General features: G+C 72.4%; 21 protein-coding genes. 17 read left to right on the top strand and 4 right to left on the bottom strand.

Annotation, left to right across the window (positions count from 1 at the left end; genetic code table 11):
• The first annotated feature begins 98 nt into the window (after nt 1-98).
• The 5 genes from AC07DO_RS04465 (at nt 99) to AC07DO_RS04445 (ending at nt 4,140) form a co-directional block, all read left to right on the top strand.
• The gene (locus AC07DO_RS04465) at nt 99-467 is read left to right on the top strand and encodes an arsenate reductase family protein (protein ID WP_479056985.1); all 369 of its coding nucleotides are present in this window, start codon (nt 99-101) and stop codon (nt 465-467) included.
• Nucleotides 468-565: 98 nt separating this feature from the next.
• Nucleotides 566-1,036, top strand: a complete 471-nt coding sequence (locus tag AC07DO_RS04460) for a hypothetical protein (protein ID WP_479056984.1) — start codon at nt 566-568, stop codon at nt 1,034-1,036.
• A 160-nt stretch (nt 1,037-1,196) separates the two neighbouring features.
• Complete coding sequence (gene glnII / locus AC07DO_RS04455) at nt 1,197-2,225, top strand: glutamine synthetase (RefSeq protein ID WP_479056983.1); 1,029 nt, start codon at nt 1,197-1,199, stop codon at nt 2,223-2,225.
• 279 nt (nt 2,226-2,504) lie between these two features.
• Nucleotides 2,505-3,080, top strand: coding sequence for a winged helix-turn-helix domain-containing protein (locus AC07DO_RS04450; protein ID WP_479056982.1), 576 nt, complete (start codon nt 2,505-2,507; stop codon nt 3,078-3,080).
• 73 nt (nt 3,081-3,153) lie between these two features.
• The gene (locus AC07DO_RS04445) at nt 3,154-4,140 is read left to right on the top strand and encodes an NAD-dependent epimerase/dehydratase family protein (protein ID WP_479056981.1); all 987 of its coding nucleotides are present in this window, start codon (nt 3,154-3,156) and stop codon (nt 4,138-4,140) included.
• 66 nt (nt 4,141-4,206) lie between these two features.
• On the opposite strand, the gene AC07DO_RS04440 is transcribed toward AC07DO_RS04445, so the two are convergent.
• On the bottom strand, nt 4,207-6,399 hold the full coding sequence (locus AC07DO_RS04440) for an MMPL family transporter (protein ID WP_479056980.1): 2,193 nt from the start codon (nt 6,397-6,399) through the stop codon (nt 4,207-4,209).
• 259 nt (nt 6,400-6,658) lie between these two features.
• On the opposite strand from AC07DO_RS04440, the gene AC07DO_RS04435 reads away from it, so the two are divergent.
• The 3 genes from AC07DO_RS04435 to AC07DO_RS04425 are packed head-to-tail and all read left to right on the top strand — an operon-like array spanning nt 6,659 to nt 9,976.
• The gene (locus AC07DO_RS04435; protein ID WP_479056979.1) at nt 6,659-7,930 is read left to right on the top strand and encodes a sensor histidine kinase; all 1,272 of its coding nucleotides are present in this window, start codon (nt 6,659-6,661) and stop codon (nt 7,928-7,930) included.
• Nucleotides 7,915-8,568 carry a LuxR C-terminal-related transcriptional regulator gene (locus AC07DO_RS04430; protein ID WP_479056978.1) on the top strand — a complete coding sequence of 218 codons (654 nt, stop codon included), beginning with the start codon at nt 7,915-7,917 and terminating at the stop codon, nt 8,566-8,568. The genes AC07DO_RS04435 and AC07DO_RS04430 overlap by 16 nt, the downstream gene beginning before the upstream one ends.
• Before the next feature lie 52 nt (nt 8,569-8,620).
• The gene (locus AC07DO_RS04425; RefSeq protein ID WP_479056976.1) at nt 8,621-9,976 is read left to right on the top strand and encodes a DUF1996 domain-containing protein; all 1,356 of its coding nucleotides are present in this window, start codon (nt 8,621-8,623) and stop codon (nt 9,974-9,976) included.
• A 30-nt stretch (nt 9,977-10,006) separates the two neighbouring features.
• Here AC07DO_RS04425 and AC07DO_RS04420 read toward each other — a convergent pair whose 3' ends face one another.
• Nucleotides 10,007-10,432, bottom strand: coding sequence for a hypothetical protein (locus AC07DO_RS04420; protein WP_479056974.1), 426 nt, complete (start codon nt 10,430-10,432; stop codon nt 10,007-10,009).
• A 114-nt stretch (nt 10,433-10,546) separates the two neighbouring features.
• On the opposite strand from AC07DO_RS04420, the gene AC07DO_RS04415 reads away from it, so the two are divergent.
• The 6 genes from AC07DO_RS04415 to AC07DO_RS04390 all read left to right on the top strand — a co-directional run bounded on the left by AC07DO_RS04415 (nt 10,547) and on the right by AC07DO_RS04390 (nt 19,029).
• Complete coding sequence (locus AC07DO_RS04415; protein ID WP_479056973.1) at nt 10,547-13,678, top strand: alpha-N-acetylglucosaminidase; 3,132 nt, start codon at nt 10,547-10,549, stop codon at nt 13,676-13,678.
• 60 nt (nt 13,679-13,738) lie between these two features.
• Nucleotides 13,739-14,242 carry a tetratricopeptide repeat protein gene (locus AC07DO_RS04410; protein ID WP_479056972.1) on the top strand — a complete coding sequence of 168 codons (504 nt, stop codon included), beginning with the start codon at nt 13,739-13,741 and terminating at the stop codon, nt 14,240-14,242.
• A 47-nt stretch (nt 14,243-14,289) separates the two neighbouring features.
• Nucleotides 14,290-16,227, top strand: coding sequence for a hypothetical protein (locus AC07DO_RS04405; RefSeq protein ID WP_479056970.1), 1,938 nt, complete (start codon nt 14,290-14,292; stop codon nt 16,225-16,227).
• A 58-nt stretch (nt 16,228-16,285) separates the two neighbouring features.
• Nucleotides 16,286-17,200 carry a metal-dependent hydrolase gene (locus tag AC07DO_RS04400; protein ID WP_479056968.1) on the top strand — a complete coding sequence of 305 codons (915 nt, stop codon included), beginning with the start codon at nt 16,286-16,288 and terminating at the stop codon, nt 17,198-17,200.
• A gap of 1 nt (nt 17,201) precedes the next feature.
• On the top strand, nt 17,202-18,272 hold the full coding sequence (locus AC07DO_RS04395) for a PDR/VanB family oxidoreductase (protein ID WP_479056967.1): 1,071 nt from the start codon (nt 17,202-17,204) through the stop codon (nt 18,270-18,272).
• A 67-nt stretch (nt 18,273-18,339) separates the two neighbouring features.
• A complete protein-coding gene (locus AC07DO_RS04390) occupies nt 18,340-19,029 on the top strand; it encodes a TetR/AcrR family transcriptional regulator (protein WP_479056965.1) in 690 nt (229 codons plus the stop codon).
• 530 nt (nt 19,030-19,559) lie between these two features.
• Here AC07DO_RS04390 and AC07DO_RS04385 read toward each other — a convergent pair.
• Complete coding sequence (locus AC07DO_RS04385) at nt 19,560-21,179, bottom strand: SpoIIE family protein phosphatase (protein ID WP_479057520.1); 1,620 nt, start codon at nt 21,177-21,179, stop codon at nt 19,560-19,562.
• 266 nt (nt 21,180-21,445) lie between these two features.
• Here AC07DO_RS04385 and AC07DO_RS04380 point away from each other — a divergent pair, with 266 nt between their 5' ends.
• From AC07DO_RS04380 to AC07DO_RS04370, 3 genes are all read left to right on the top strand, one after another.
• Entirely contained in the window at nt 21,446-23,095 is a 1,650-nt protein-coding gene (locus AC07DO_RS04380) for a glycoside hydrolase family 13 protein (protein WP_479057519.1), read from the top strand.
• 25 nt (nt 23,096-23,120) lie between these two features.
• On the top strand, nt 23,121-24,146 hold the full coding sequence (locus tag AC07DO_RS04375; RefSeq protein WP_479056963.1) for a LacI family DNA-binding transcriptional regulator: 1,026 nt from the start codon (nt 23,121-23,123) through the stop codon (nt 24,144-24,146).
• A gap of 106 nt (nt 24,147-24,252) precedes the next feature.
• Complete coding sequence (locus AC07DO_RS04370) at nt 24,253-25,116, top strand: phosphatase PAP2 family protein (RefSeq protein ID WP_479056962.1); 864 nt, start codon at nt 24,253-24,255, stop codon at nt 25,114-25,116.
• Here the strand turns inward: AC07DO_RS04370 and AC07DO_RS04365 are convergent.
• On the bottom strand, nt 25,109-26,299 hold the full coding sequence (locus AC07DO_RS04365; RefSeq protein WP_479056961.1) for an eCIS core domain-containing protein: 1,191 nt from the start codon (nt 26,297-26,299) through the stop codon (nt 25,109-25,111). The genes AC07DO_RS04370 and AC07DO_RS04365 overlap by 8 nt on opposite strands.
• Nucleotides 26,300-26,348: the final 49 nt, after the last annotated feature.

Raw genomic sequence — 26,348 nt, 5'->3', positions numbered from 1 at the left:
GGCACTGACAATCGCCGCTGGCCAGACCGGCTTTGAGGTAATCGAACAGAACTCTGCCGAGCGGCCTGGGTCGGGTGGTTCGCAGGTAGCGTGTGGGCATGGAGATCTGGATCAACCCCGCCTGCTCGAAGTGCCGCAGCGCCCTCACGCTGCTCGACGCGGAGGGCGCCGACTACACCGTGCGGCGCTACCTCGACGACGTACCCACCGAGGACGAGATCCGCGCCGTCCTCGACCGGCTCGGCCTCGAACCCTGGGACATCACACGCACCGGGGAACAGGCCGCCAAGGACCTGGACCTGGAGGACGCCGGGGCCTGGCCCCGCGACGCCGCCGGCCGCGACCGCTGGATCAAGGCCCTCGCCGACCACCCCAAGCTGATCCAGCGCCCGATCATCACGGCGGACGACGGCACGGCGGTCGTGGCCCGCACGGAGGAAGCGGTGCGGGACGCTCTCTCCCGCTGAGGGCTCCGGGTTGTCCGGCGACCGATGCCCCGAGTCCGGCAAACCGTTACATACCCCCGCCTAGCGTGGAGTGCTCCAGACACAGAGAGGAGCGCGCCGTGCGGAACTGGACGTCCGGGGGTGTATACGGAACCGTCCTGGCGAGCGCGCTGCTGGCGGCGCTCCAGTCGCAGGGCGACGCCTACACGCCCTACTACGACGCGTCCTGGGTGATGGTGACCGCCGGCACGGCCGCCCTCGCCCACGGCTACGCGCACCACATGTCCACGCACCGGCCGGGCCGCGGCACCCACCGCTGGCGCCAGCTCGGCTGGGCGCTCGTCGACGAGTGGCCGGTGATCGTCGCCTGCTGGCCGACCGTGCTGCTGCTCGTCCTCGCCGGCGCCCTCGGCTGGCCCGAGAGCCGCGTGACGTACGGCGGGCTGCTCCTGAACGCCGCGCTCCTCTTCGCCTGGGGCACCGTGGCCGCGGCACGGGTCGGCTACCGGCGCCGTTCGGCCCTGCTGATCGGCGGCGCCGACGCGACGATCGGGCTCGCGATAGCGGCCGCCAACGCGGTCATCAAGTGACGTCCACTCGTGACGTGAGCCACACCCGTCCCAGGTAACACGGGGTTCACACAAGAGCAACGGTCGGGAAATCGCCGGTTGCCAGTCTTCCGCTCATCACCACGGCACCGCAGCACCCGCACGTTCTGCGCCGTACCGAGCGTTATGAGGATGAGGCCCCGTGACCTTCAAGGCTGAGTACATCTGGATCGACGGCACCGAGCCGACCGCCAAGCTCCGTTCCAAGACGAAGATCCTCGCGGACGACGCGAAGGGCGCCGAACTGCCGCTCTGGGGCTTCGACGGATCCAGCACGAACCAGGCCAAGGGCCACGCCTCGGACCGCGTGCTCAAGCCGGTCTTCACCTGCCCGGACCCGATCCGCGGCGGCGAGGACGTGCTCGTCCTGTGCGAGGTCCTCAACACGGACATGACGCCGCACGAGTCCAACACCCGCGCCGAACTGGCCGAGGTCGCGGGCCGCTTCGCCGCGCAGGAGCCGATCTTCGGCATCGAGCAGGAGTACACGTTCTTCGAGGGCGACCGCCCGCTCGGCTTCCCCGTCGGCGGCTTCCCCGCCGCGCAGGGCGGCTACTACTGCGGTGTCGGCTCGGACGAGATCTTCGGCCGTGACGTCGTCGAGGCGCACCTGGAGAACTGCCTCGAGGCCGGCCTCGGCATCTCCGGCATCAACGCCGAGGTCATGCCGGGACAGTGGGAGTTCCAGGTCGGGCCGCTCGCCCCGCTGGAGGTCTCCGACCAGCTGTGGATCGCCCGCTGGCTGCTCTACCGCACCGCCGAGGACTTCAAGGTCTCCGCGACCCTCGACCCCAAGCCGGTCAAGGGCGACTGGAACGGCGCGGGCGCGCACACCAACTTCTCCACCAAGGCGATGCGCGAGGGCTACGCGCCGATCATCACCGCCTGCGAGTCCCTCGGCGAGGGCTCCAAGCCGATGGACCACGTCAAGAACTACGGCGCGGGCATCGACGACCGCCTCACCGGTCTCCACGAGACCGCGCCCTGGGACGAGTACACGTACGGCGTCTCCGACCGCGGCGCCTCCGTCCGCATCCCGTGGCAGGTCGAGGTGGAGCAGAAGGGCTACATCGAGGACCGCCGCCCCAACGCGAACGTCGACCCGTACGTCGTGACGCGGCTGCTCGTCGACACCTGCTGCACCGCGCTGGAGAAGGCCGGCCAGGTCTGATCCCCACCCGTCACCGAAGGGTCGCCCGCCGATTACGGTGGGCGACCCCGTTCTCATCTGATTCAATGGAGCCATGGGCAGCCACCAGAACACCGCGACGGGTCGTCATGACCTCGAGCCTTTCTGGCCCTCCCGTCAGCACCACGACTTCGACCGGGTGTGTTGCCGCGCGACGAACGCGCGGGCCTTCTAAAGCCGTTCACCCGGCCTTCGCCTGACGCGCACGACGTACGTCTCGTTCTCGACGACTCCCTCTTCGCGCGAAAGAGCTGACATCCCATGGCGAACTCCCGTTCCTTCACTGCCTCCGCTCCCTCCACCCTCACCCCTCCCCCGGTGCCCGGCCGCGGCCGGCTGCGAGCCGTCGCGCCCGACGAGGTGGTGCAGATCGCCGACTTCCTGCCGCCGGGCGCCACCTGGCTGCCCGCGCCGCAGCACGCCCTGCCGACCCTGCCGGGACAGCCGCCGATGGTCGGCTACCTCGTCCTCGTCCCGGCCGGCCAGGAACCCGTGACCGCCGTCGCCGAACCCGTACTGCCCGAGGCGCCGCACGCACCCGCCCCGGGCCCCGTCAGGATCGACGCCGTGCAGCGCGCCGCCGAGGTCGACGGCCGCGTCCTCGACCTCACGTACCTGGAGTTCGAGCTCCTCGCCCACCTCGTCGCGCACCCCCACCGGGTGCACACCCGCGACCAGTTGGTGACGACGGTGTGGGGGTACGGACACGTGGGCGACGGCCGCACCGTCGACGTCCACGTCGCGCGGCTGCGCCGCAAGCTGGGCGCCGAGCACCGCAGGACGATCCAGACGGTGCGCCGCGTCGGCTACAAGTACGCGCCGCCGACACCCCGCTGAGCTGCGGTTCCCGGATCTGCCCCGAGCAGAACCCGGTTCACAGGACAGGGGTCGCCGGGGCAGAGTCACCGCCATGAGACTTCTGATGCTTGGCGGTACCGAGTTCGTGGGGCGTGCGGTCACCGAGGCGGCCCTCGCCAGGGGCTGGGAGGTGACGGTCTTCCACCGCGGTCGCCACACGGCGCCCGAAGGGGCCCGTGCCGTGCACGGCGACCGCACCGCCGAAGGAGGCCTCGACGCGCTGGCCGACGGCGAGTGGGACGTGGTGGTCGACACCTGGTCGGCTGCGCCGCGGGTGGTGCGGGACGCGGCCCGGCTGCTCGCCGGGCGCGCGGGGCGGTACGTGTACGTCTCCAGCGCCTCCGTGTACCGCTACCCGGGCGCGGCGGGCTCCGACGAGAGCTTCCCCGTGGTGGACGGCGACCCGGACGCGGACGCGACGGCGTACGCGGAGGACAAGCGGGGCGGCGAGCTCGCCGCGGTCGCCGCGTTCGGGGAGGAGCGGACGGTGCTCGTACGGGCCGGGCTGATCCTCGGTCCGTACGAGAACATCGGGCGGCTGCCGTGGTGGCTGAACCGGATGGCGCGCGGCGGGCCGGTCCTCGCCCCCGGCCCGCGGGACCTCGACATCCAGTACGTCGACGTGCGGGACCTCGCCGAGTGGGTCCTCGACGCGGCGGCCGGGGGGCTGCACGGCGCGTACAACCTGGTCAGCCCCATGGGGCGGATCACGATGGGAGAGCTCCTCGACGCGTGCGCGGCGGTGGCGGGCCCGGAGGCGACGCTCCGCTGGACGGAGCCGCGGGTGGTGCTCGACGCCGGTATCGAGCAGTGGTCGGAGCTGCCGGTGTGGCTGGCCCCGGGCGAGCTGCACGACACGATGCACCGGACGTCGTCGCGGAAGGCGGTCGCCGCGGGGCTCAGGACCCGGCCCGCCGCCGAGACGGTGCGCGACACGTGGGAGTGGCTGCGGTCCATCGGCGGCACGGCGCCGCAGCGGCCCGACCGGCCCGTCGTCGGGCTCGCCCCCGAGAAGGAGGCGAAGGCGCTCGGTCTGTGAGGTGAACGGGGTGCGTCCCCGGTGCGGACGATGCCGCGCCGGGGACACACATGGTGGTCGGAGGCATCAACGCCCGCTCGGCACCGGGGAGTTGTATGGGCCGGCCTGCGGACGCGCGGTCGGCTCCGTCTCCTCCTCGTGGGAGATCTCCGGCAGCCACCGCAGGTACCGCGGCGTGTGCCAGTTGCGCTCGCCCAGGAGGGTCATCAGGGACGGCAGCAGGATCATGCGGACCACCGTCGCGTCCAGGAGGACCGCCACGCCGAGACCCACGCCCATCTGCTGCATGTCCTGCATGGACAGCGTCCCGAACACCGCGAAGACCGCCACCATGATCACGGCCGCGCCCGTGACGGCGCCCGCCGTGCGCGTGACGCCCTCGCGGATGGCCGCGCGGTTGTCCATGCCCCGGTCGCGGGACTCGCGGATCCGGGAGACCACGAACACGTGGTAGTCCATGGAGAGCCCGAAGAGGACGACGAGGACGAACAGCGGCATCCAGTTCTCGATCGCGCCGACCTTCTCCGAGCCGATCAGTTCCGCACCCCAGCCGTGCTGGAAGACGGCGGTCATGACTCCGTAGGCGGCGCCCACCGACAGCAGGTTGAGCGCGATCGACGTCACCGCGATCACCACCGAGCGGAAGCTGAAGAGCATCAGCAGGAACGTCACCGCGGTGATGAAGGCGAAGACCGGCACGATGCCCCTGCCGAGCTGGTCGCCGAAGTCCTCGGACGAGGCCAGGTCCCCGCCCACGTACGCCTCGACGTCCATCCCGTCGAAGGCCGCGGGAACCGTGTCGTCCCGCAGTTCGTGCAGGGCCTTCTTCGCCTCGGCGTCCGTGCCGTCGCCCGGCAGCGGGACCGCGATCTCGGCGACGCCCGACGCCTCGTGGACGGTGAGCTCGGCGCCGTCACCGGCCTTCCGCGTCAGCGAGTCGAGCGCGTCCCGGACGGGCCGCGCGCCGATGTCGTCGGCCTTGACGACCACGCGGGCCGGGGCGGGTCCACCGGGGAACTCCTCGGTGATCTTCTGGTACGCGACGGACAGCGGCGCGTCGGAGCCGAACTGCTTCTCCAGGCCGAGCTGTTCGGTCTTCATGCCGAGTGCGGGCGCGGCGAGGGCGAGCAGGAGGACCGCGGCGCCGACGGCGAAGAACTTCGGGCGGGCGAGGACGGGGCGCAACACCTTGCCCGCCAGGCCGCCGCCGGCGTGTGCGCCCTTCGTGGCGCGGCGGTTCAGGAACGGGATGCGGCCGGCGTCGATCCGGTCGCCGAGCCCCGCGAGCAGCGCGGGCAGGACGGTGACCGAGCCGAGCATCGCCACGCACACCACGAGGATCGTGGCGACGGCGAAGCCCTTGAAGAGGAGCAGCCCGGACAGGAACATGCCCGCCATGGCGACCATCACGGTGAGGCCGGAGACGAGGACGGCGCGTCCGCTGGTGGCTGCCGCGATCCGCAGGGCCGTCTCCGCGTCCCGTCCCGCCGCGCGCTCGTCCCGCTCACGTCGCAGGTAGAAGAGGCAGTAGTCGACGCCGACCGCGAGACCCATCAGGAACATCACGGAGTACGTCGTCTCGAACAGGTGCAGCTGGTGGCTGGCCAGCGAGAGCAGCCCGAACGCCGCCACGCACGCGGTGAGCGCGAGCCCCACGGGGAGCAGCGCGGCGACCACCGCGCCGAAGGCGATCAGGAGGATGCCGAGTGCCAGCGGCACCGCGGTGAACTCGGCCTTCTTCAAGTCGTCGGCGAGCAGGTCGGACAGCTCCTTCTCGGAGCTCGCGTCGCCGAACTGGTGCACGGAGATGCCGCGTCCCGCGCCGTCCTCGCGTGCCTTCGCCACGGCGTCGAGGACCGGTTGGACGCGGTCGGCCGCGTCGTCCGACGGCCCCTTGATCTCGAAGCGGAGCAGCGCGTCCTTGCCGTCCTCGGAGGGCAGCGGCGCCTTGAGGCCGTGTACCTCGCCCGTCGCGTTCAGGGCCTTCGACAGGTCGGCGGCCGCGTCCCGCCATCCGTCGGCGGTGCGCGCGCCGACCATGACGAGCTCACCGGCCGGCTCGTCGATGCCCGCGTCGTCGAGGATCTCGGCGGCGCGGCCCGAGTCGCCGACGCCCATCTCCTCGTCGGAGGCGGTGACCGTGCCGGTGGCCCCGCCGATGACCGTGGCCAGGACCACGAAGACCAGCCAGCCGAGGATGGCCGCCTTCCGGTGGTGTGCGCTCCACACACCGAGTCGTGCCGCGAGGTTCCGCCTCATGGCGCTTCGCCCCCATCAAGTCTGCGTGAGTATGCGTCGGATAAGACGTCACTCACGCTAGAAATCGGGGGCCTCGCGCCCCAGCCGCCGAGGCCCCCTCTCGCCGAAGCACAGGGCGAGGACGGAGGGTGTCGTCAGGTACACCCCGGCCCGGGTGGAGGGCCCCATGACTCGCCCCCTCGGCACCGGCGAAAATGTGACCGTGCCGGACGCACGCAACGCGGCCGGACCCACGGTGTGACGAGAGGGATTGATGACCATGACGAGGCTCAAGGACGCGGTGGTCGCGGGGGTGCGCGGCCTCTACCTCACGATCTTCGCGCTGGCGGGTTCGATCGTCCTCCTCGTGTTCTCCGTGCTCTCGATCGCGTTCATCCTGCTGGGCGTCGGCGTCTTCACGACACCCGTGGTCCTCATGGCCCTGCGCAAGTACGCCAACACCTACCGCGGCCTGGCGGGGGCGTGGTCCGGCGTGACCGTCCCGCACGCCTACCGCCCCTTCCCGCCCGACCTGCGCTCCGGCGTCACCGGGCAGGTGGAGCGCTGCTCGCTGATGCTGAAGGACCCGGCGACCTGGCGCGACCTGCAGTGGCTGCTCGTCAACATGACCGCGGCACCGATCGTCGCGGTCCTCGCGCCCTCGCTCATCCTCTACATGCTGTACGGCTGGGTGCTCGCCGCCGGCGTGTGGGAGCCGATCTACGAAGCGGGCGGCGGCGAGTGGTTCGCGTTCATCCACGTCACCTCGCAGGACACCGCCGACCAGGCGGCGCTGCTCGGCACCGGCTTCTTCATCCTCGCCCTCTTCGTCAACCCCGGCCTCGTCCGCGGCCACTTCCTCCTGGCCCGCGCCTGCCTCTCCCCCACCTCGCGGATGCGCGAGCGCGAACTGGCGCAGCGCGTGGACCGGCTGACCGAGACCCGGCACGACGCCGTCGACAACTCCGCCGCCGAACTGCGCCGCATCGAGCGCGACCTGCACGACGGCGCGCAGGCCCGGCTGGTCGCCATGGGCATGGACCTCGGCACCATCGAGGCGATGATCGAGACCGACCCGGCCAAGGCCAAGGAGCTGATCGGCAAGGCCCGGCAGAACTCCGGCGAGGCGTTGACCGAGCTGCGCGACCTGGTCCGCGGCATCCACCCCCCGGTCCTCGCCGAACGCGGTCTCGGCGACGCCGTGAAGGCGCTCGCGCTGCGCCTGCCGCTGCCCATCGAGGTCGACGTCGAGCTGCCGGGGCGTGCGGAGGCACCGGTCGAGTCGGCCGCGTACTTCGCGGTGAGCGAGTCCCTGACCAACGCGATCAAGCACTCGGGCGCCGACCGCGTCTGGGTGGACATGCACCACGCCGACGGCATGCTGCGCATCGCCGTCACCGACAACGGCAAGGGCGGGGCGGTCGCCGGTGCGGGCTCCGGGCTGAGCGGCATCGAACGCCGACTCGGTACATTCGACGGCGTACTGGCCGTCAGCAGTCCCGCGGGCGGCCCGACCATGGTGACCATGGAGATCCCTTGCGTGTTGTCCTAGCCGAAGACCTCTTCCTGCTCCGTGACGGCCTGGTGCGGATGCTGGAGGCGTTCGACTTCGAGATCGCGGCGGCGGTGGAGAGCGGGCCCGAACTGACGAAGGCCCTCGCGGAGTTGCGGCCGGACGTCGCCGTGGTCGACGTCCGGCTCCCGCCGTCCCACACGGACGAGGGCCTGCAGTGCGCGCTCGCCGCCCGCCGGGCCCGGCCCGGACTGCCCGTCCTGGTCCTCTCGCAGCACGTGGAGCAGCTGTACGCGCGCGAGCTCCTCGCCGACGGGAACGGCGGCGTCGGCTATCTCCTCAAGGACCGGGTCTTCGACGCGGCGCAGTTCATCGACGCCGTGCGGCGGGTCGCGGCCGGCGGCACCGCGATGGACCCGCAGGTCATCCAGCAGCTCCTGTCCCGGCGTTCCGCCTCCGACGAACCGCTCGGCGCGCTCACCCCGCGCGAGCGCGAGGTCCTCGAACTCATGGCGCAGGGCAGGTCGAACGCGGCGATCGCGGCGCAGCTCGTCGTCACCGAGCGGGCCATCGCCAAGCACACGTCCAACATCTTCGGAAAGCTGGACCTGGCGGTCTCCGACGACGACAACCGCCGGGTCCTCGCGGTCCTCGCCTATCTGGACCAGGGGCGCTGAAGGCGTCCGTACGGCTCTGAACGCATCGGGTCGCTGATGCGTATGTAGCCCCATGGGACGTACCTCACGAAAACGATCAAGGCTGGCGCGGCGCGTGGTCGCCGCGTCCGCAGCGGTAGTCATGGGCGGCGGCGGCCTGGTCGCCGTGAACGTCTACGCGAACGCCGGGGAAGGCACGGATCAGCCTCCTCCGCGGAGTGCCGGGCAGCAGCTGTCGACCATCAGCTGCCCGGACGTGGGCAATGAGCTGCCGGAGGTGCCGGATGCCGCGCGCGGCGAGGTGGACCGGCAGCTCGCCGATCTGGACAGCCAGATCACGGACGCGTACGGGCAGTTCGAGCGGGTCCAGGACAAGGAGTCCCTGCTCGGCCCCCTGGAGGAGAAGCGCAGGGAGACCCTCGGCGGCATCTCGGACACCCTGGACCGGTCCGGCGCCCGGCCCGAGGGGCTCGACAGCATGGCGCCCTGCACGCTGCGTGCCGACGATCAGGAGGACACAGGGGAACAAAGCGCGTCCGGCAACGGCCCCGAGGCCGGGGACTTCGCCGAGATCCGGTCCGTCCGGCCCAACGTCAACCGCCCCCGCAACGGCCGCAACGCGTCGCGCGGCACCTTCACCACCCAGTGCGGCCGCAACCAGAACGGCAAGTTCAACCCGGACAACGTCATCGTCGCGCCCGGCGTCAGCAACGGCGCGCACCACATGCACGACTACGTGGGAAACCAGGCCACGGACGCCTTCTCCGACGACAACGACCTCGCGAACGGGCGGACGAGCTGCCGCAATCAGGGCGACAGGTCGACGTACTACTGGCCGGTCCTGCGCCTGCAGAACGGCGAGAACGAGGACGACGCGCAGGCCGACGGCGGCGGCAAGGACCAGAACGTCGGCGAGATCCAGACACCCGCTTCCGTGTCGCTGAAGTTCGCGGGGAACCCGGTGAGCAAGGTCGTCGCGATGCCGCGCTTCCTGCGCATCATCACCGGTGACGCCAAGGCGTTCACCAACGGCGACGCCAACGCCAACGCGTCGTGGAGCTGCACCGGCTTCGAGAACCGGCAGCTGAAGGACAAGTACCCGATCTGCCCCGAGGGCAGCAAGGTGGTCCGTACGTTCAACTTCCAGAGCTGCTGGGACGGGCAGAACACCGACAGCGCCAACCACCGCACCCACGTCGCCTTCGCCGACCCGCGGACCGGCGCCTGTCCGCGCGGCTTCCGTGCCGTGCCCCAGCTGGTGCAGCGCATCGTGTACGACGTGCCGCCGGGCCCCGGCTTCGCCGTCGACTCGTTCCCCGAGCAGCTGCACAAGCCCGTCACCGACCACGGCGACTTCATCAACGTCTTCGACGAGCGGCTGATGCGGCGCGTCGCCCAGTGCGTCAACTCCGGTCAGCGCTGCACCTGACCGCACTCCCCCGTTCGGCCGCGGCGCCGCTCACCCCTCGTGGTGGCCGTGGTGGTCCCCGCCGTGCCTGCCCGCGGCGTCCACCACGGTCCCGCCGAGGCGGTCGTGCAGCGCCGCGATGTCGTCGGCGGCGCCGACCGCCACCCAGCTGCTGCCGCCGACGAGGTACGTACCCCCGTAGTCGTTCGCCTCATCGAGCCATTCGGCCTGGCCACGGGCGTTTGTAAAGGTTACGAGCACGTAGCGCCGGGCACCGTTCTGACAGGTGGCCTGGCGCAGCTCCGCCGCGTCCGTCCGGACGTCGGGCCTGCATCCCGCCTCGGCCGCCAGCTGCTCAAGGCTGCCGCTCGCCGTGCGTGGTGTGCCGTCACCCCCCGAGCCGCATCCCATCACCATCACCAGGGCTCCCGCAGCCATGCCCGAAAGCGCGTACCGCGCCGCTCCGACCGTCCTCATCGTCGTCCCACCAGCCTCTTCCGGCGAGCCGAACTCGCCTGTCTCGTATGCACCGTTGATGGAGTCCGAACGCCCGGATACCGTGCGCCGCAGCCTTCACCCCAGGGGGTACACATGTCCGAACCGTCCAGACGCACCGTGCTAGGCACCGCGGGAGCCCTCGGTCTCGGCGCCGCCGTCGGCGGCGTACCGCTCCCGGCCCACGCCGCCGACGGGCCCGCCGGTTCCGCCGCGGGCCCCGCCTTCGATACGGATTCCGCGCGCTCGGCGCTCAACAGACTCCTGCCGCATCACGCGGAACAGTTCCGGCTCAGACTTCTTCCCGCGCGCGGCCGCGAGGACCGTTTCGAGGTCACCGGCACGACCGGCCGGATCGAGGTGTCCGGCACGACGCCCGCCGTACTGCTCACCGGCGTCCACTGGTACCTGAAGTACGTGTGCGGGGCCCACATCACCTGGAACGGCAACCAGCTGAACCTGCCGCGCAGGCTGCCCGCACCGGCCAGGACGCTCAGGCGGAGCACCTCGCTCCCCCACCGGTTCGCCCTGAACGACACGAACGACGGGTACACCGCGCCGTACGCCGACTGGACGTACTGGGAGCGGATGATCGACGTACTCGCCCTGCACGGGTGCAACGAGGTCCTCGTGATCGCGGGCGCCGAGGCGGTGTACCGGAAGGTGCTCACCGAGTTCGGCTACTCGGACGCCGAGGCCAGGGCGTGGCTGCCCGCGCCCTCGCACCAGCCCTGGTGGCTGCTGCAGAACCTCTCCGGGTACGGCGGGCCGCTCTCCGAGCAACTCGTCGCGGACCGGGTGGCGCTGGGGCGGCGCATCGTGCGGCGACTTCGCGACCTCGGGATCGCGCCGGTCCTCCCCGGCTACTACGGCCATGTGCCCGACGGGTTCGTCGAGCGCAACGGCGGGGACGCGCGCGTCGTCCCGCAGGGCGTCTGGCACGGGTTCAGACGGCCCGACTGGCTCGACCCGCGCACCTCGGCGTTCGCGAAGGTCGCCGCCGCCTTCTACCGCCACCAGGAAGAGCTCTTCGGCCCCACCGACCTCTTCAAGATGGACCTGCTGCACGAGGGCGGCACCGCGGGCGACGTGCCCGTGCCCGCGGCGGCACGCGGCGTGGAGGCGGCCCTGCGCAAGGCGCGGCCGAACGCCACGTGGGTGATCCTCGGCTGGGAGGCCAACCCGCTGCCCGTGCTGCTCGACGCCGTCGACAAGAAGCGGATGCTGATCGTCGACGGCGTCTCCGACCGGTACGCGAAGGAGCCGGACCGGGAGAAGGACTGGGGCGGCACCCCGTACGCCTTCGGGACCATTCCCAACTTCGGCGGCCGCACGACGATCGGCGCCCGCACCCACCTGTGGAACGAGCGGTTCTTCGCCTGGCGCGACAAAGCGGGCAGCGCCCTGACCGGCACCGCGTTCATGCCCGAGGCCACGGACCGCGACCCCGCCGCCTTCGAGCTCTTCTCCGAGCTCGCGTGGACGAAGGCACCGGTGGACCGGGCCGCCTGGTTCTCCTCGTACGCCGACTTCCGGTACGGCGGGCGGGACGCCGACGCGCGGTCCGCGTGGCGCACCCTGAACGCGACCGCCTACCAGCACACCGCCGTCGAACGCAGCGACCCGCACGACTCGCTCTTCGCCGCGCGCCCCGACCTCGCGGCGGCGCGCGCCGCGGAGTACGCGCCGCGCGCGCTCACCTACGATCCCGGGCGGTTCGACGCCGCGCTCACCGGGCTCCTCGGCGTGGCGGGACCGCTGCGGGACAGCGCCGCCTACCGCCACGACCTGGTCGACGTCGCCCGGCAGGCCCTCGCCCACCGCAGCCGCCAGCTCCTGCCGCAGCTGCGGACGGCGTACGAGCGCAAGGACCGGCGGACGTTCGGCACGCTCGCGGAGCTGTGGCTGCGGTTGATGCGGCTCTCGGACGAGGTGACGGGCACGCACCCGGCGTTCCTCCTCGGCCCGTGGACCGCGGCCGCCCGCCGCATGGGGACGACCGAGGCGGAACGCGCCGAGTTCGAGCGGACCGCCAAGGTCCTGATCACCGTGTGGGGCGAGCGCGCCACGGCCGACGCCGGGCGGCTGCACGACTACGGCAACCGCGAATGGCACGGCCTCATCGCCGACCTGTACGTGCCGCGCTGGCAGACGTGGCTCGACGAGCTGGCCGACGCCCTCGCCGCGGGGCGGGAGCCGAAGCCGGTGGACTGGTTCGCGCTGGAGGAGAAGTGGACGCGGGAGCGCAAGGACTATCCGCAGCGCCCGCAGGGAGCCACCCCGTACCGCGTCGCCTCCCGCGTCCGGGACGTCCTGGCGCGGGCGCCCTACCAGGGCAGCCTGGAGGTCACCGCCGACCCGCCCACCGTCCCGCCCGGGGGCCACTCCCGTCTGACGGCCTCCTTCCGCAACGTCAACGGCCTCCGCGCCACGGGCCGCGTCGACTTCGCGTTGACGGGCATCGAGGCGGAGCCGACGGGCCCCGTGTCCCTGCCGCGGGTGGCTCCCGCGGGCACGGGAAAGGTCACGTGGCGGGCGTCCGCCCCGGACACCCCGCTGGACCGGCCGCTGCGCCCGCTCCCCTACGAGATCACGGTGCGGTACGGGCCCGCGGGCGAGCGGCGGGTGCGGGCCGTCCACGAGGGCGTGCTGTACGAGGCGGGCCCGGTGGACGACGTGTGGCGCTCCTACACGAACAACGCCGCGGTGTTCGGCCAGTTGGGAGAGCGGTACGCGATCGACGGGGGCGGCGCGGACCTGTGGAAGGGCACGGCCGAGTTCGGGACGCTGTACCGCGAGGGGGCGCTGCGGGACGGGGTGTCGGTGACGGTGCGGGTCGACCGGCAGGCGAAGACGGGTCCGTGGGCCAGGGCGGGCCTGATCGCCCGCAACTCCCTCGCGACACCGCTGTCCCCGGGCTTCGTCGACCTGGCCGTGACGCCCTCCAATGGAGTCGTCCTCTCCTACGACACGAACGGTGACGGCACGCTCGACACGTACCAGCGCATCACGGGCGTCACGGCCCCGGTGCTGCTCCGGCTCTCCCGCACCGGGAACTCCTTCACCGGCTCGTGCTCGACGGACGACGGCGCGACGTGGCGGACGGTGGCGACGGTGCCGGTGCCGGGGGCCGCGGCCGTGCAGGACGTGGGGCTGTTCATGAGCGCGACGAACGGGGGTGACGGGGCCCGCGGGACGGTGGAGTTCAGCGGGTGGAAGCAGGCATAGGCGTGTCCCCCGCCCCACCCCGGCTGCCAAGGGCGGGGCGGGGGGTGCCAGGGTGTGGCCATGAATGCTGACTGGGAGAAGCGGGTCGCGGCGGCCTGGGAGACGTTGGACTCCTACGGGGAGGACGGGGGCGAGGAGTTCCGGGCCGTGATCGACCGGCTCGCCGGCGAGTTGCCGGACGGAGACCCTGTAGGGCTCTTCGAGCGGGCGAGCGCCTTCGATTCCACCGGGCACTCGGACCGTGCCGTGCCCCTCTACCAGGAAGCCCTTGACCGCGGCCTCGACGGATACCGCAGGCGGCGTACGGCCGTACAGCTCGCGAGTTCGCTGCGGAACGTGGGGCGGGCGGAAGAGGGCGCCGCGCTGCTCACCGCCGAACTGGACAGGGGTCCCGGCGAGTTGGAGGACGCGCTGCGCGCCTGCCTCGCGCTGTGCCTCGCCAGCCTCGGGAGGGAGCGCGAAGGCCTCGCCCTCGTGCTCGAGGCCCTCGCCCCGCACCTCCCCCGCTACCAGCGCTCCATGGCCAACTACGCCCGCGCACTCGTGGCGGACACCCCGGCATGAGGTGACCATCCGACGATTCGCTCGTTTTGCTGAACGTGTCGTCGAATGTGCAGTCTCCATCGAAGTCCCCCAAGTCCAGCCGCCCCACCCCGGTGGTCGACGTGGAGCAGGCCGAGGCCGCCCTCGTCGAGCACTACCCGCGGCTCGTCCGGCTCGCCTACCTGGTGCTGCCGCCGAGCCTCGGCCGCAACCGCCGGGTCCTGACCGCCCACGCCCTCACCCAGCGCGCCCTGCCGCGCAGCCGCAGAACGGGCGAGGCCGCCGTTCCCGGCCAGCGGGGAGGGGGTGGTGGCCAGGCCGGTGAGGGCGGCAAGGCGCGGGCCCTCGGCGACCCCGCCTACGCGTACATGCGGCTCCAAGTGCTGTGCGGCGCCCTCGACGCCTGCGTGCCCCTGCGGTGGAACGCCTGGCCCAAGAGGGCCCAGCTGCCGCCGCTGCTGCCGCAGGTGCGCGGGCTGCGCCTCTTCCCGCGCTCGGGCGGGGCCGAGGAACTCGCCCTGGACCAGCGTCTTGCCGCGTTGTCGGGCGCCGCCCGCGCCGCCTACGTGCTGCGGGGTCTGGAAGCGCTGGACGACGCCGGTGTGTGCGCCGTGCTCGCCGCCGCCGGCTGCGACGATCCCGAGGACGCCCTGGACGAGGCCGACGGCGTCGAGGCGCGGTACGACCTGCTGGCGTCCCCCGAGTTCGACCCCTGCTCCCTGCAGGCGCGGCCGACCGACCTGATGCGGCGCAGGCAGCACATGAAGGCCGCGGGTGTCGCGGCCGCCGCCGTCCTGGTGTGCGGGGCGCTCCTCGGGCTGCCGGGCGACGGATGGGGGCCCGACGGCGCAGCCGCGCCGCCCTACGCGCAGAACCCGGCCGCTCAAGCCGCGCTTGATCCGGGGCAGTTGACGACGGCGACCGCGGGGGCGTGGAAACGTTCCGCTCGGACCGACTTCTCCATGTGGCCCGCGCGCGGCGACCTCGTCGGCGACAGGGAACTGCTCCGCCGCGCCCTCGCCGTGTGGGCGCGCCCCGGCGAGTCCGTACAGGTCTCCGCGACCCCGGGCACCGCCTCCGGTGCGCCGCCCGGACCGGCCCGGCTGCTCTACGCGGGCGAGGTCGACTCCGCGCGCGTGGTGCTGCTCTACGACGGACTGCGCATCGTGCGGTACGCCGAGCCGAAGGAGGGCACCGGCGGCGCGGCGCTCGACTTCGCCCGTGTGGACGGCGCGACCGGCACGGAGGCGAACGCCGTCGTCGTCGACCGCGCCGACGGCAACATCCGCTATCTGACCGCGCCGTGGATCACGTCCGTGGGCGTGCAGGACCTGCTGAAGCCGGCCGCGAAGGCCGTGACCCTGCGGCGGTCCGCCGACGGTGTCACCGCCCCGTTCGCGGGCCCCGTGCAGACCGGCGCGTGCACGTCGTGGAACGCGCTGCGGCTGCGCGACCACTCCGGTGCCACGCGTCTGACGACCGACCTCGGCGAGCTCGTCCCCGCCCACCTCACCGCGGGCCGCCCGCGGGCCCCGCGCGAGGCCACGCCCGCCGAGTGGACGAAGTCCGCGTGCTCCCTCGCCACGGTCCGCTCGCACGGCGTCCGCTCCGTGAACGCGTGGACGTACGCCCGTCAGGCCCTGCCCGAGGCCAACGGCGCCGCCGACTGGGTCTGCACCCGCGCCGACACCTGGCGCGGCGAGGGCAGCCGGATCCTCGCCCAGTTCCAGACCGCCGACGGGCCCACGGGCGCCGTCGCCGCGAAGGCCGAGGACGTCCCCGCCTGCGGCAGCCGCGACCCGAAGGTCCTCGCGGGCGTCCTGTGGAAGTCTCGGGCGGGCTCCTGGTACCTCCTGGGCGCGGGCAGCAAGAACGTCACGTCCATCACCGGGTCCGGCGGCGAGCGCACGGCGGGCAACGTCCTCGCGGTTCGGACCGAGCGGACCGCGAAGGCGCGGCTCACCGGCGCGCTCGCCGACGGAACGAAGGTGACGACGCTCCGCTGAGGGAACTCACCCGCGCAGACCCCTGTACCGCCGAACTACCCATCAGTACATTGACGCCATGTCTAATACGCAGAGCCGGGCGCCCGAGCCCGTCGCGTCCGAGCACAGAGCGCTCAAGGCACGCAACGTCTCCTTCTCCTGGGAGAGCACCCCGCTCCACTGGCTCCCCGACGACCCGTTCACCACGCACACCATCAACGTCCTGCACCTGCTGCTGCCCGCCGGCGAACGCTGGTTCGTCCACGTCTACAAGCAGGTCCTGCCGCTGATCCGCGACGAGCGGCTGCGCCAGGACGTCATCGGGTTCATCGGCCAGGAGGCCATGCACGCGCAGGCCCACGACGAGGTCCTGCCGCACCTCAAGGAGCAGGGCCTCGACCCGACGCCGTACACCGCGCAGGTCGACTGGCTCTTCGAGAAGCTGCTCGGCGACCGGACGCTGCCGCCCGGCAGGGCGCGCCGGTGGTGGCTGATGGAGCGCGTCGCGATCATCGCGGCCATCGAGCACTACACCGCGTTCCTCGGCAACTGGGTCCTCAACGCCGAGGAGCTGGACCGCAGGGGCGCCGACCCCACCATGCTCGACCTGCTGCGCTGGCACGGCGCGGAGGAGGTCGAGCACCGCTCCGTCGCCTTCGAGCTGTTCATGCACGTCGACGGCGGCTACCGGCGCCGCGCCAGGACGTGGGCGACGGCGTTCACCGCGCTGGTCTTCCTCTGGCAGCGCGGGGCGCGGTTCTTCATGGCCAACGACCCGACGCTCGTGGACGGCCGGGCGACCTTCAAGGACTTCCACCGGAGCGGCAAGGCGGGAACCCTGCCCTCCACCGGCGACATGATCCGCTCCATCCCCCGCTACCTCAGCCGGGCCTACCACCCCTCGCAGGAGGGCAGCACCGAGCAGGCCGCCGCCTATCTCGCCTCCTCGCCCGCGGCCGTCGCCGCGCTCGCCGCCGAGAAGGGGACCGCCTGACATGCCCCGCATCCGCACCGTCGCCCTCGCCGCGGGCGTCGCCCTGCTCACCCGGCGTGCCCTGCGCCGCCGCATCGCGGCCTCCCCGCTGTGGCCGCTGCCCGCCCTGGAGGAGCCCGTCTCCGGGCAGCCGCGCTCTCGTGCCCTGCGGCTCCGCGTCGCCCGGCACGAGACGGTCGCCGACGGCGTCGTCCAACTGCGCCTGGAAGGGGCCGGGTTGCCGGGCTGGCGGCCCGGCGCCCACCTCGACCTCGTGCTGCCGTCGGGTCTCGTGCGGCAGTACTCGCTCTGCGGCGACCCCGGGGACTCCTCCTCGTACACCGTCGCGACCCGGCTGATCGCGACGGAGCAGGGCGGCAGGGGAGGCTCGCGCGAGGTGCACGAGCTGCTCCGGGAAGGTGCCGTGGTCGAGGTGCGCGGGCCGCGCAACCGTTTCCCGCTGGCCGACGCGACGTCGTACGTCTTCGTGGCGGGCGGCATCGGGATCACACCGATCCTGCCGATGCTGAGGGCCGTCGAGGCGGCAGGCGCGCGGTGGCGGCTGCTGTACGGCGGGCGGTCGCGGGCGTCGATGCCGTTCCTCGAAGAGGTGGAGAAGCTCGGCGGTGCCGGGCGCGGGCGCGTCACCGTGGTCGCGGAGGACGAGGCCGGACTGCCGGACCTCGCCGCCTTCCTCGAAGGGACACCGCCGGGCGCCGCGGTCCACGTGTGCGGGCCCGAGGCCCTGATGGACGCCGTCGCCGCCGCCCTGCCCGACGGCTGCCCGCTGCACGTGGAAAGGTTCACGCCACGCACCTCCACCGACGGCAACGCCGCTTTCGAGGTGGAACTGCGGCGCAGCGGACGCACGGTGGCGGTCGCCGCGGACACCACGGTGCTCGCCGCGGTCCGCGCGGAGCTGCCCAACACCCCGTACAGCTGCCAACAGGGCTTCTGCGGAACGTGCCAACAGCGCGTCGTGGAAGGGGAGATCGACCACCGCGACGAGCTGCTCACCGACGACGAACGGGCCGGTTCGATGCTCATCTGCGTCTCGCGGGCGCGCGGGGAGCGGCTCGTCCTCGACATGTGAGGCCGGCGCCCGGAACGGACCCGGACCGGCCGGTAGCGGGGCCGGTTCTGCTCGGTAAGGTGTTCGCATGACAACCGGGGTGCGCCGCAGGATGGGTGTCGAGGAGCGGCGGCAGCAGTTGATCGGGGTCGCGCTCGACCTGTTCAGCCACCGCTCGCCCGACGACGTGTCCATCGACGAGATAGCAGCGGCCGCGGGCATCTCGCGCCCGCTGGTCTACCACTACTTCCCCGGCAAACTCAGCCTGTACGAGGCGGCGTTGCGCCGGGCGGCGGACGACCTGGCAGGACGGTTCGTGGAGCCCCGCGAGGGACCGGCCGGGGCTCGGCTGCTGCGGGTCATGGGCCGTTTCTTCGCCTTCGTCGACGACCACGGGCCCGGCTTCTCCGCGCTGATGCGGGGCGGCCCCGCCGTCGGCTCCTCGACGACGAACGCGCTGGTCGACTCGGTGCGCCAGGCGGCGTACGAGCAGGTGCTCTTCCAGCTCGACGTCACGGAGCCCTCCGCCAGGCTCGAACTCGTCGTGCGGTCCTGGATCTCCCTCGCCGAGTCGACGGCGCTGATCTGGCTGGACGGCCGGCGCATCCCCCGCGCGGAGCTGGAACTCCAGCTGGTGCACGACTTCGCGGCGCTCGCCGCGGTGAGCGCCGCCTACGACGAGGACATGGCGAAGCTGCTGCGCGAGGTCCTCGCGTCGGAGTCCCCCGACGGCCCCTTCGCCGACCTCCTGGAACGGCTTGCGACACTGGCCCCATGACAGCACGACCGACCTGCCGCCGCGCGGACATCGGCGACGCGGCGACCCTGGCGGGCCTCTACGAGGACGTGGTCCGCGGGCTGCGGGACCAGGGCATCGACCAGTGGAAGCCGGGCGCCAGGGACGAGCGGCACTTCGAGCGGGTGATCGGCTCCTCCACGGCGGAGGCGTGGCTCGCGTACGACGGGTCCGGCGCCCTGGGCGCCTACGAGCTGTGGTGGTCGGACGAGCAGGCGTGGGGCGCGCAGCCGCCGGTCGCCGGGTATGTGCACCGGCTGATGACGCGCCCCGGGGCGCCCGCGGGGACGGGCCGCGCGCTGCTGCGGGACGCCGAGCGCCGGATCGCGGCGGCGGGCCGTGAACTGAGCCGCCTGGACGTCATGGTGACGAGCCCCCGCCTGCGCACGTACTACGAAGGGGCCGGATACGCGGTCGTCGGCGAACTCACGGACAAGATCGCCGCGGACGGCACCCCGTACGGGGTGCTGCTGATGGAGAGGCCGCTCGGCCAGGGCGTCGGGGCGGTCGCCCTAACGCAGCCGCATGGCGAGGAGTGCGATGTCGTCCTCGCGGTTGTGGCCCAGGCAGGCCAGCAGCGTGTCGCAGAGGGCCGTGACGCCGAGGGGCGCTTCGGCGGCGACCGTGCGCAGGTGCTCCATGGATTCGGCTAGGTCGGTGCCGCGGGTCTCGATGAGCCCGTCGGTGACCATGAGGAGCCGGTCGGTGGGGCGCAGGACCGTCTCGGTGAGCGGCGGCCTGTCCAGGCCCAGGCCCAGCAGGGGGCCCTTCGCCCGGAGGTAGGTGGCGGTGCCGTCGTCGGCGACGACGAGGGGCGGGATGTGTCCCGCGTTGGCGACGCGGGTACGTCCGGTGGCGGGGTCGACGAGGGCCAGGCAGAGGGTGGCGGTCACCTCGGGGTGGTAGCGCTGCAGCATGCTGTCGAGGCGCCCTGCGAGTCTGCGCGGGTCGGGGTCCTCGATGCAGTAGGCGCGCAGCGCGTGCCGGATCTCGACCATGACGGTGGCGGCGTCCAGGGAGTGGCCGACGACGTCGCCGATGCCGGTGAGGAGCCCCTGCGAGGTGGTGAGCGAGGCGTAGAAGTCGCCGCCGATCTCGGTGTCGCGGGAGGCGGGTTCGTAGCGGACGACGACTTCGGTGCCGGGGGTCTGCGGGACGTGCGCCGGCAGGAAGCTGCGCTGGAGGGTGAGGGCGATGTGGCGTTCCACCTCGTACATCAGCAGTCGTTCGGCGGCGACGGCGGTGGCGTGGGCGAGACGCCCCACGAACCGTCCGGTGCCGGGTGCGGGCCCTCGGTCGTACACGGGTGTGGCGAGGCAGACGGGCGCGGACGCTTCGCGGGCGCGGGCCAGCGTGAGCCGGGCTCCGACGGGGCGTCCCGAGCCGTCGGACGGTTCGACGTGGAAGAAGCCGGCCGGCCACAGGGGCGCGGGCACGACGATGTCGCGGACGCCCACCTGGCCCGTCGTGCCGCTCTCGATCAGTCGGGCCACCGTGGTGTGCGCGCCTTCGTCGGGCAGTGAGGCGGCGGCGCTGCGCCGGGACAGGCTGCGGTGGAGCTCGCCGTCGTCGCCGATGACGAAGGCCGCGGCGGGCCGGTCGGTGAGGCGGGCCGTGCCGGCCGCGGCGGCCTCGACGAGTTCGCGGGGGCAACGGGCGGACTGCACGTCGAGGATCGTCTCGGCGAGCCGGGTGAGGTGTCCGGCCTGCGCCTCGGCGTCGCTGCGGTGGCGTGCGCCGCGGGCCGCGGCCCGCACGACGGCCTGGATCTCCTCCGGTTCGGCGGGCACCGTCAGATAGGCCTCGCCGCCCGCGTCGAGGCCCAGGCACCGGTCGGCGGGGGCTATCCGGGCGGCCGAGAAGTGCACGACGGGCAGGGCGGCGAACGGCGGCGTCTCCTTCAGCCTGCGGCACAGTTCGAAGCCGCTCATGTCGGGCAGGCCGACGTCGACGAGCGCCACGTCCGGCAGTTCACCGGCGCGTCGGCGTACGTCGAGCTCGATGAGGGCCTCGCCCGCACTGGCGGCGAGGACCACGCGGTGGCCGTCCCTGCGCAGGACCGCACCGAGTGCGTATCGGCTGGCGGCGACGTCGTCCACCACCAGGATCGTGCTGCCTGCCTTGGCGTTCACGCTCACACGGGGCCCCTTTGGGGCTGGTGGGGCAGACCCCCCGCGGGCCTGCCCGACCAAGTTATCGTCCTGGAGCGCACGGCGGGAGATGATGACGCTCCTACGACCGGGATCAGTGAAGATCCAGGAACTTTCCTCGCACGAAAGGACCTTGGCGATAGAATCTCCGGCTCGCCCCCTGGCGCTGGTGCGCCCTCGTGACCTTCGCGTTCCGCCGGGCGTTCTCACCGGAGAAGCCGACCGCCGCACCCGTCCTGAGGGACTCCATGACCCAGAACGTCACCTCCGCGCCCGCCACCGAGTCCTCGCCCACCGGGGAGTGGTGGCGTGACGCCGTCATCTACCAGGTCTATCCGCGCAGCTTCGCCGACGGGAACGGCGACGGCATGGGCGACCTGCCCGGCATCACGGCCCGTCTGCCGTACCTGCGCGACCTGGGCGTGGACGCCGTGTGGCTCTCCCCCTTCTACGCGTCGCCGCAGGCCGACGCCGGGTACGACGTGGCGGACTACCGTGCCGTCGACCCGATGTTCGGCACCCTCACCGACGCCGACGGCCTCATCGGCGAGGCGCACGCGCTCGGTCTGCGCGTCATCGTCGACGTCGTGCCCAACCACTGCTCCGACCGGCACGAATGGTTCGTGCGGGCGCTGCGCGAGGGCCCGGGTTCCGCGGCCCGAGACCGTTTCCTGTTCCGCCCCGGCCGGGGCGCGGACGGTGAACTCCCGCCGAACGACTGGGAGTCCGTGTTCGGCGGCCCGGCCTGGACGCGCGTCGGGGACGAGGAGTGGTACCTCCACCTGTTCGCGCCCGAGCAGCCCGACTTCAACTGGGAGCACCCGGACGTCCACGACGAGTTCCGGTCCGTGCTGCGGTTCTGGCTCGACCTCGGCGTCGACGGGTTCCGCGTCGACGTCGCGCACGGCCTGGTCAAGGCGGCGGGCCTGCCGGACATCGGCCACTCGGAGCAGGTCAAGCTGCTCGGCAAGCAGGCCGTGCCCTACTTCGACCAGGACGGCGTGCACGAGATCTACCGCGACTGGCGCCACATCCTGGAGGAGTACGGACAGGACGGCGGGGCGCGGCGGATCGCCGTCGCCGAGGCATGGACCCCTACGGTCGAGCGCAGCGCCCGCTACCTGCGCCGCGACGAGCTGCACCAGGCGTTCAACTTCGAATACCTGACGACGGGTTGGGATGCCGGTGCGCTGCGCGACGTCATCGACCGCTCGCTGGCCGCGATGAACGCCGTGGAGGCGCCCGCCACGTGGGTGCTCTCCAACCACGACGTCGTACGCCACACGACGCGCTTCGCGGACGGCGACGCGGCGCGGGGGCTGCGCCGGGCGCGGGCGGCCACGCTGCTGATGCTGGCGCTGCCCGGCTCGGCGTACCTGTACCAGGGCGAGGAGCTGGGTCTGCCGGAGGTGACGGAGCTGCCGGACGAGGTGCGGCAGGACCCGGCGTTCTTCCGCGGCTCGGGGCAGGAAGGCACGCGGGACGGCTGCCGGGTGCCGCTGCCGTGGTCCGGGGAGCGCGCCCCGTTCGGCTTCGGGCCGCGGGAGGGCGGTCCGAGCTGGCTGCCGCAGCCGGACGCGTGGAAGGACCTGTCGGTGGCCGCGCAGTCGGGCGATCCGGCGTCGACGCTGGAGTTCTACCGGCGGGCGCTGGCCGTGCGCCGCGCGCATCCGGCGCTCGGCGCGGGCCGCGACATCACCTGGCTGCCCGCACCGGAGGGCGTGCTCGCGTTCCGCCGCGCCACCTCGGCGGGTTCGTTCGTGTGCACGGTGAACCTTGCCGCGGCGCCGGTCGCGCTGCCGACGCCCGGCACGCCGCTCCTGGCCAGCGCGGAGATCACGCCGGGCGCGGGGCGGACGGTGCTTCCGGCGGATTCGGCGGTCTGGTGGGCAGCCTGAGACGCGACCGGTACAGTCCCGTCCTGTGACCGCACGGCTAACCGACATCGCAGCCCAGGCGGGGGTCAGCGAAGCGACGGTGAGCCGCGTGCTCAACGGCAAGCGGGGCGTCGCCGCGGGCACCCGTCAGTCCGTGCTCGCCGCGCTCGACGTGCTCGGCTACGAACGCCCGGTGCGGCTGCGCCGCCGCAGCGAGGGGCTGGTCGGCCTGATCACGCCGGAGCTGGAGAACCCGATATTCCCCGCGCTCGCGCAGGTCGTCGGGCAGGCCCTGACCCGGCAGGGGTACACGCCGGTGCTCGCCACGCAGACCCCCGGCGGTTCCACGGAGGACGAGCTCACCGAGATGCTGGTCGACCGCGGGGTCGCCGGGATCATCTTCGTCTCGGGGCTGCACGCGGACACCTCGGCCGACACGCACCGCTACGAACAGCTGCGGGCTCAGGGCGTCCCCTTCGTCCTGGTGGACGGCTTCTCACCGAAGGTGCAGGCGCCGTCCGTCTCGCCGGACGACCGCGCGGCGATGCGCCTCGCGGTGACCCACCTGGTCTCCCTGGGGCATACACGCATCGGGCTCGCCCTCGGCCCGAAACGGTTCGTGCCCGTCCAGCGCAAGATCGAGGGGTTCGTCCGCACGATGCGGGACCAGCTGGACCTCTCCCCCGACACGGTCGAGGCGGAACTGGTCCAGCACTCTCTGTACACCCTGGAGGGCGGTCAGGCGGCGGCCTCGGCGCTTCTCGACCGCGGCTGCACGGCGGTGGCCTGCGCCAGCGACATGATGGCACTGGGTGCCATAAGGGAGGCGCGCCGGCGCGGCCTCGAGGTGCCGGACGACGTCTCCGTGGTCGGCTTCGACGACTCGCCGCTGATCGCGTTCACCGACCCGCCGCTGACCACCGTGCGCAAGCCGGTGCCCGCCATGGGCCAGGCCGCGGTGCGCACGCTCCTGGAGGAGATCGGCGGCACGCCCGCGCCGCCCGGCGAATTCGTCTTCATGCCCGAGCTGGTCGTCCGGGGTTCAACCGCCTCGGGTCCCAGGCGCCCCTAGGGTCACTTGAGGGGCGCGCCCTCCTTCCTGCGGCGTAGAGAATGCGGTCCGAACCCGACCAGGGGATGATCGGTCGAAGGGTGGGGATCTGGCAGACTCTGTCCCTATGGGTGAGACGACCGTGACGACACTTGAAGGCCAAGAAAGGGCTGCTGCATCACCCATCGCGGACGAGAAGGACGACCGCAATGGGCAGAATGCGCTGCGTCGTTTCCGTCGCCTCCGAACGCCCCGCCGCCCCCGCCTCTGGTTCGAGATCCTGCTCATCGGCGTCAGTTACTGGACGTACTCACTGATCCGCAACGCGGTGCCGGAACAGAAGTCGCAGGCGCTGCGCAACGCGGACTGGATCTGGCGCGTCGAGCACGATCTGGGGATAGCGGTCGAGCAGAGCGTCAACCACACCGTCGACTCGGTGACATGGCTCATCGTCGGCATGAACTACTACTACGCGACCCTGCATTTCGTCGTCACGCTCGGTGTCCTCGTCTGGCTCTTCCGCAAGCACCCGGGGCGGTACGCGGCCACACGCCTCGTCCTCTTCGCGACGACGGCGGTCGCCCTGGTCGGCTACTACTTCTACCCGCTGGCCCCGCCGCGCCTGATGAACGGCACCCACTTCATCGACACCGTGGTCGTCCACCAGACGTGGGGCTCGATGGCCTCCGGCGACCTCAAGAACATGTCGAACCAGTACGCGGCGATGCCGTCGATGCACATCGGCTGGTCGCTGTGGTGCGGGCTGACGATCTTCGCCCTGGCGTCGGTGCCGTGGGCCAAGGTGCTCGGCCTGCTCTACCCCGTCGCGACGCTCGTCGTCATCGTGGCCACCGCCAACCACTTCTGGCTCGACGCGGTCGGCGGCATGATCTGCCTGGCCTTCGGCTTCGCGGTCGCGCGGCTCTGGTACGGCTCGATGCCGTACGCGCTGCCGCGCGACGTGGCCGCGCGGGACCGCCTCCCTACTTGAACGACTCGTCCCCGTCCCAGTTGACGTGGACGACCTCCGGGGCAAGACCGTGGATGACGGCGCGGCCGACGTCCTTCTTGAAGCGTTCGATCAGGTCCTCGATGCCGCTGTGCGGGTACTTGGAGTTCAGCGCCTCCAGGAGCTTCTCGCGCGGCACGTCGACGGCGTCGGCGAGGATCTGCGTGTTCCCGGGGCGGTTGTTCCAGCCGTCGGCGTTGTTCCGGCCCACGTGGATCGACTCCATGGCCGTGAGGCTGGACGCGCCCGCTTCGTGGATCAGGTTCTGGCCGGCCAGCGGGCGTGCGGTCAGGTGGAAGAGGGAGCCCTTGATGGCCGCCGTGGACGCGCCGGTCTTGCGGTCCCGGACCTCGCCGCCGCTGGTGAGCATCACGTTGAGGTGGACGGCGAGCCGGGCGGTGGTGCCGCCCGCGGCGACGGTCACCTCCACGGGCCGGGAGATGAGGTTGTTGCCGCCGTTGTTCCGGCACTCGGACCCGAACTGGAACCCGGCGAGCGTACGGTCCTGGCCGACAATGATGTCCAGGAGCTGGTTCCAGTCCACGCGGGGAGCGGTCTGGGTGCTGGGGGCGCGCTGCACGGCGCCCTCGGCGTGGCCCGCGTGGTCGTGCGGGGCGGCCTCCGTGTGGGCCTCGGGCGCCGGGCCCGAAAGGACCCGGTGGGCGTTCGCCTCGGCCTCGCGCTCGAACCGGTCGGACGGGTCCGACACGCGGAGCCCGTTGCCGTGGTCGGTGCCCGCGACCGGGCCCTGCCGCTGCTGGATGACGTGCGTCAGCTCGTGGGCGAGCGTGTGCCGGTCCGCGCCGCCGTCACCGATGACGACGTGGCTGCCGGAGGTATAGGCGCGGGCGCCCACCTCGGCCGCGGAGGCCTTCGCGGCACTGTCGTCGTGGACACGGACGTCGGAGAAGTCCGCGCCGAGGCGGGCCTCCATGTCCGTACGCGTTCCCGTGTCGAGAGGGCGTCCGCCGCCGCGGAGCACGTCGTGCACGGAGGACCGCTGCACCGCACGGACGACGGCGGCGTTGCCTGCGCTGCGTTGCAGGGCGCGGATCTCCTGCGCGGTCATGCTGCCCTCCGCGCTCGACGGCGACGCGGCGCCACGGGCCGGTACGCGGCCGACGCGCTCCCCGTCGGCGGGTCGGGCGGTTTCACGGGCACGCATGGGGCCTCCAGGCAGACGGACTCTGACTCTTCCTGAATACGCCATGGGG

It is taken from the genome of Streptomyces sp. NPDC045678 (assembly GCF_056432085.1).
Note: the sequence above shows the minus strand (reverse complement) of the source record. Positions and strands in the feature narration are given on the sequence as shown.

Coding starts and splice junctions, on each gene's coding strand:
- AC07DO_RS04435 (WP_479056979.1), top strand. CDS start 6,659: ATGACGAGGCTCAAGGACGCGGTGGTCGCGGGGGTGCGCGGCCTCTAC.
- AC07DO_RS04365 (WP_479056961.1), bottom strand. CDS start 26,299: ATGCGTGCCCGTGAAACCGCCCGACCCGCCGACGGGGAGCGCGTCGGC.
- AC07DO_RS04400 (WP_479056968.1), top strand. CDS start 16,286: ATGTCTAATACGCAGAGCCGGGCGCCCGAGCCCGTCGCGTCCGAGCAC.
- AC07DO_RS04415 (WP_479056973.1), top strand. CDS start 10,547: ATGTCCGAACCGTCCAGACGCACCGTGCTAGGCACCGCGGGAGCCCTC.
- AC07DO_RS04425 (WP_479056976.1), top strand. CDS start 8,621: ATGGGACGTACCTCACGAAAACGATCAAGGCTGGCGCGGCGCGTGGTC.
- AC07DO_RS04395 (WP_479056967.1), top strand. CDS start 17,202: ATGCCCCGCATCCGCACCGTCGCCCTCGCCGCGGGCGTCGCCCTGCTC.
- AC07DO_RS04370 (WP_479056962.1), top strand. CDS start 24,253: ATGGGTGAGACGACCGTGACGACACTTGAAGGCCAAGAAAGGGCTGCT.
- AC07DO_RS04465 (WP_479056985.1), top strand. CDS start 99: ATGGAGATCTGGATCAACCCCGCCTGCTCGAAGTGCCGCAGCGCCCTC.
- AC07DO_RS04445 (WP_479056981.1), top strand. CDS start 3,154: ATGAGACTTCTGATGCTTGGCGGTACCGAGTTCGTGGGGCGTGCGGTC.
- AC07DO_RS04420 (WP_479056974.1), bottom strand. CDS start 10,432: ATGAGGACGGTCGGAGCGGCGCGGTACGCGCTTTCGGGCATGGCTGCG.
- AC07DO_RS04450 (WP_479056982.1), top strand. CDS start 2,505: ATGGCGAACTCCCGTTCCTTCACTGCCTCCGCTCCCTCCACCCTCACC.
- AC07DO_RS04410 (WP_479056972.1), top strand. CDS start 13,739: ATGAATGCTGACTGGGAGAAGCGGGTCGCGGCGGCCTGGGAGACGTTG.
- AC07DO_RS04390 (WP_479056965.1), top strand. CDS start 18,340: ATGACAACCGGGGTGCGCCGCAGGATGGGTGTCGAGGAGCGGCGGCAG.
- AC07DO_RS04440 (WP_479056980.1), bottom strand. CDS start 6,399: ATGAGGCGGAACCTCGCGGCACGACTCGGTGTGTGGAGCGCACACCAC.
- AC07DO_RS04380 (WP_479057519.1), top strand. CDS start 21,446: ATGACCCAGAACGTCACCTCCGCGCCCGCCACCGAGTCCTCGCCCACC.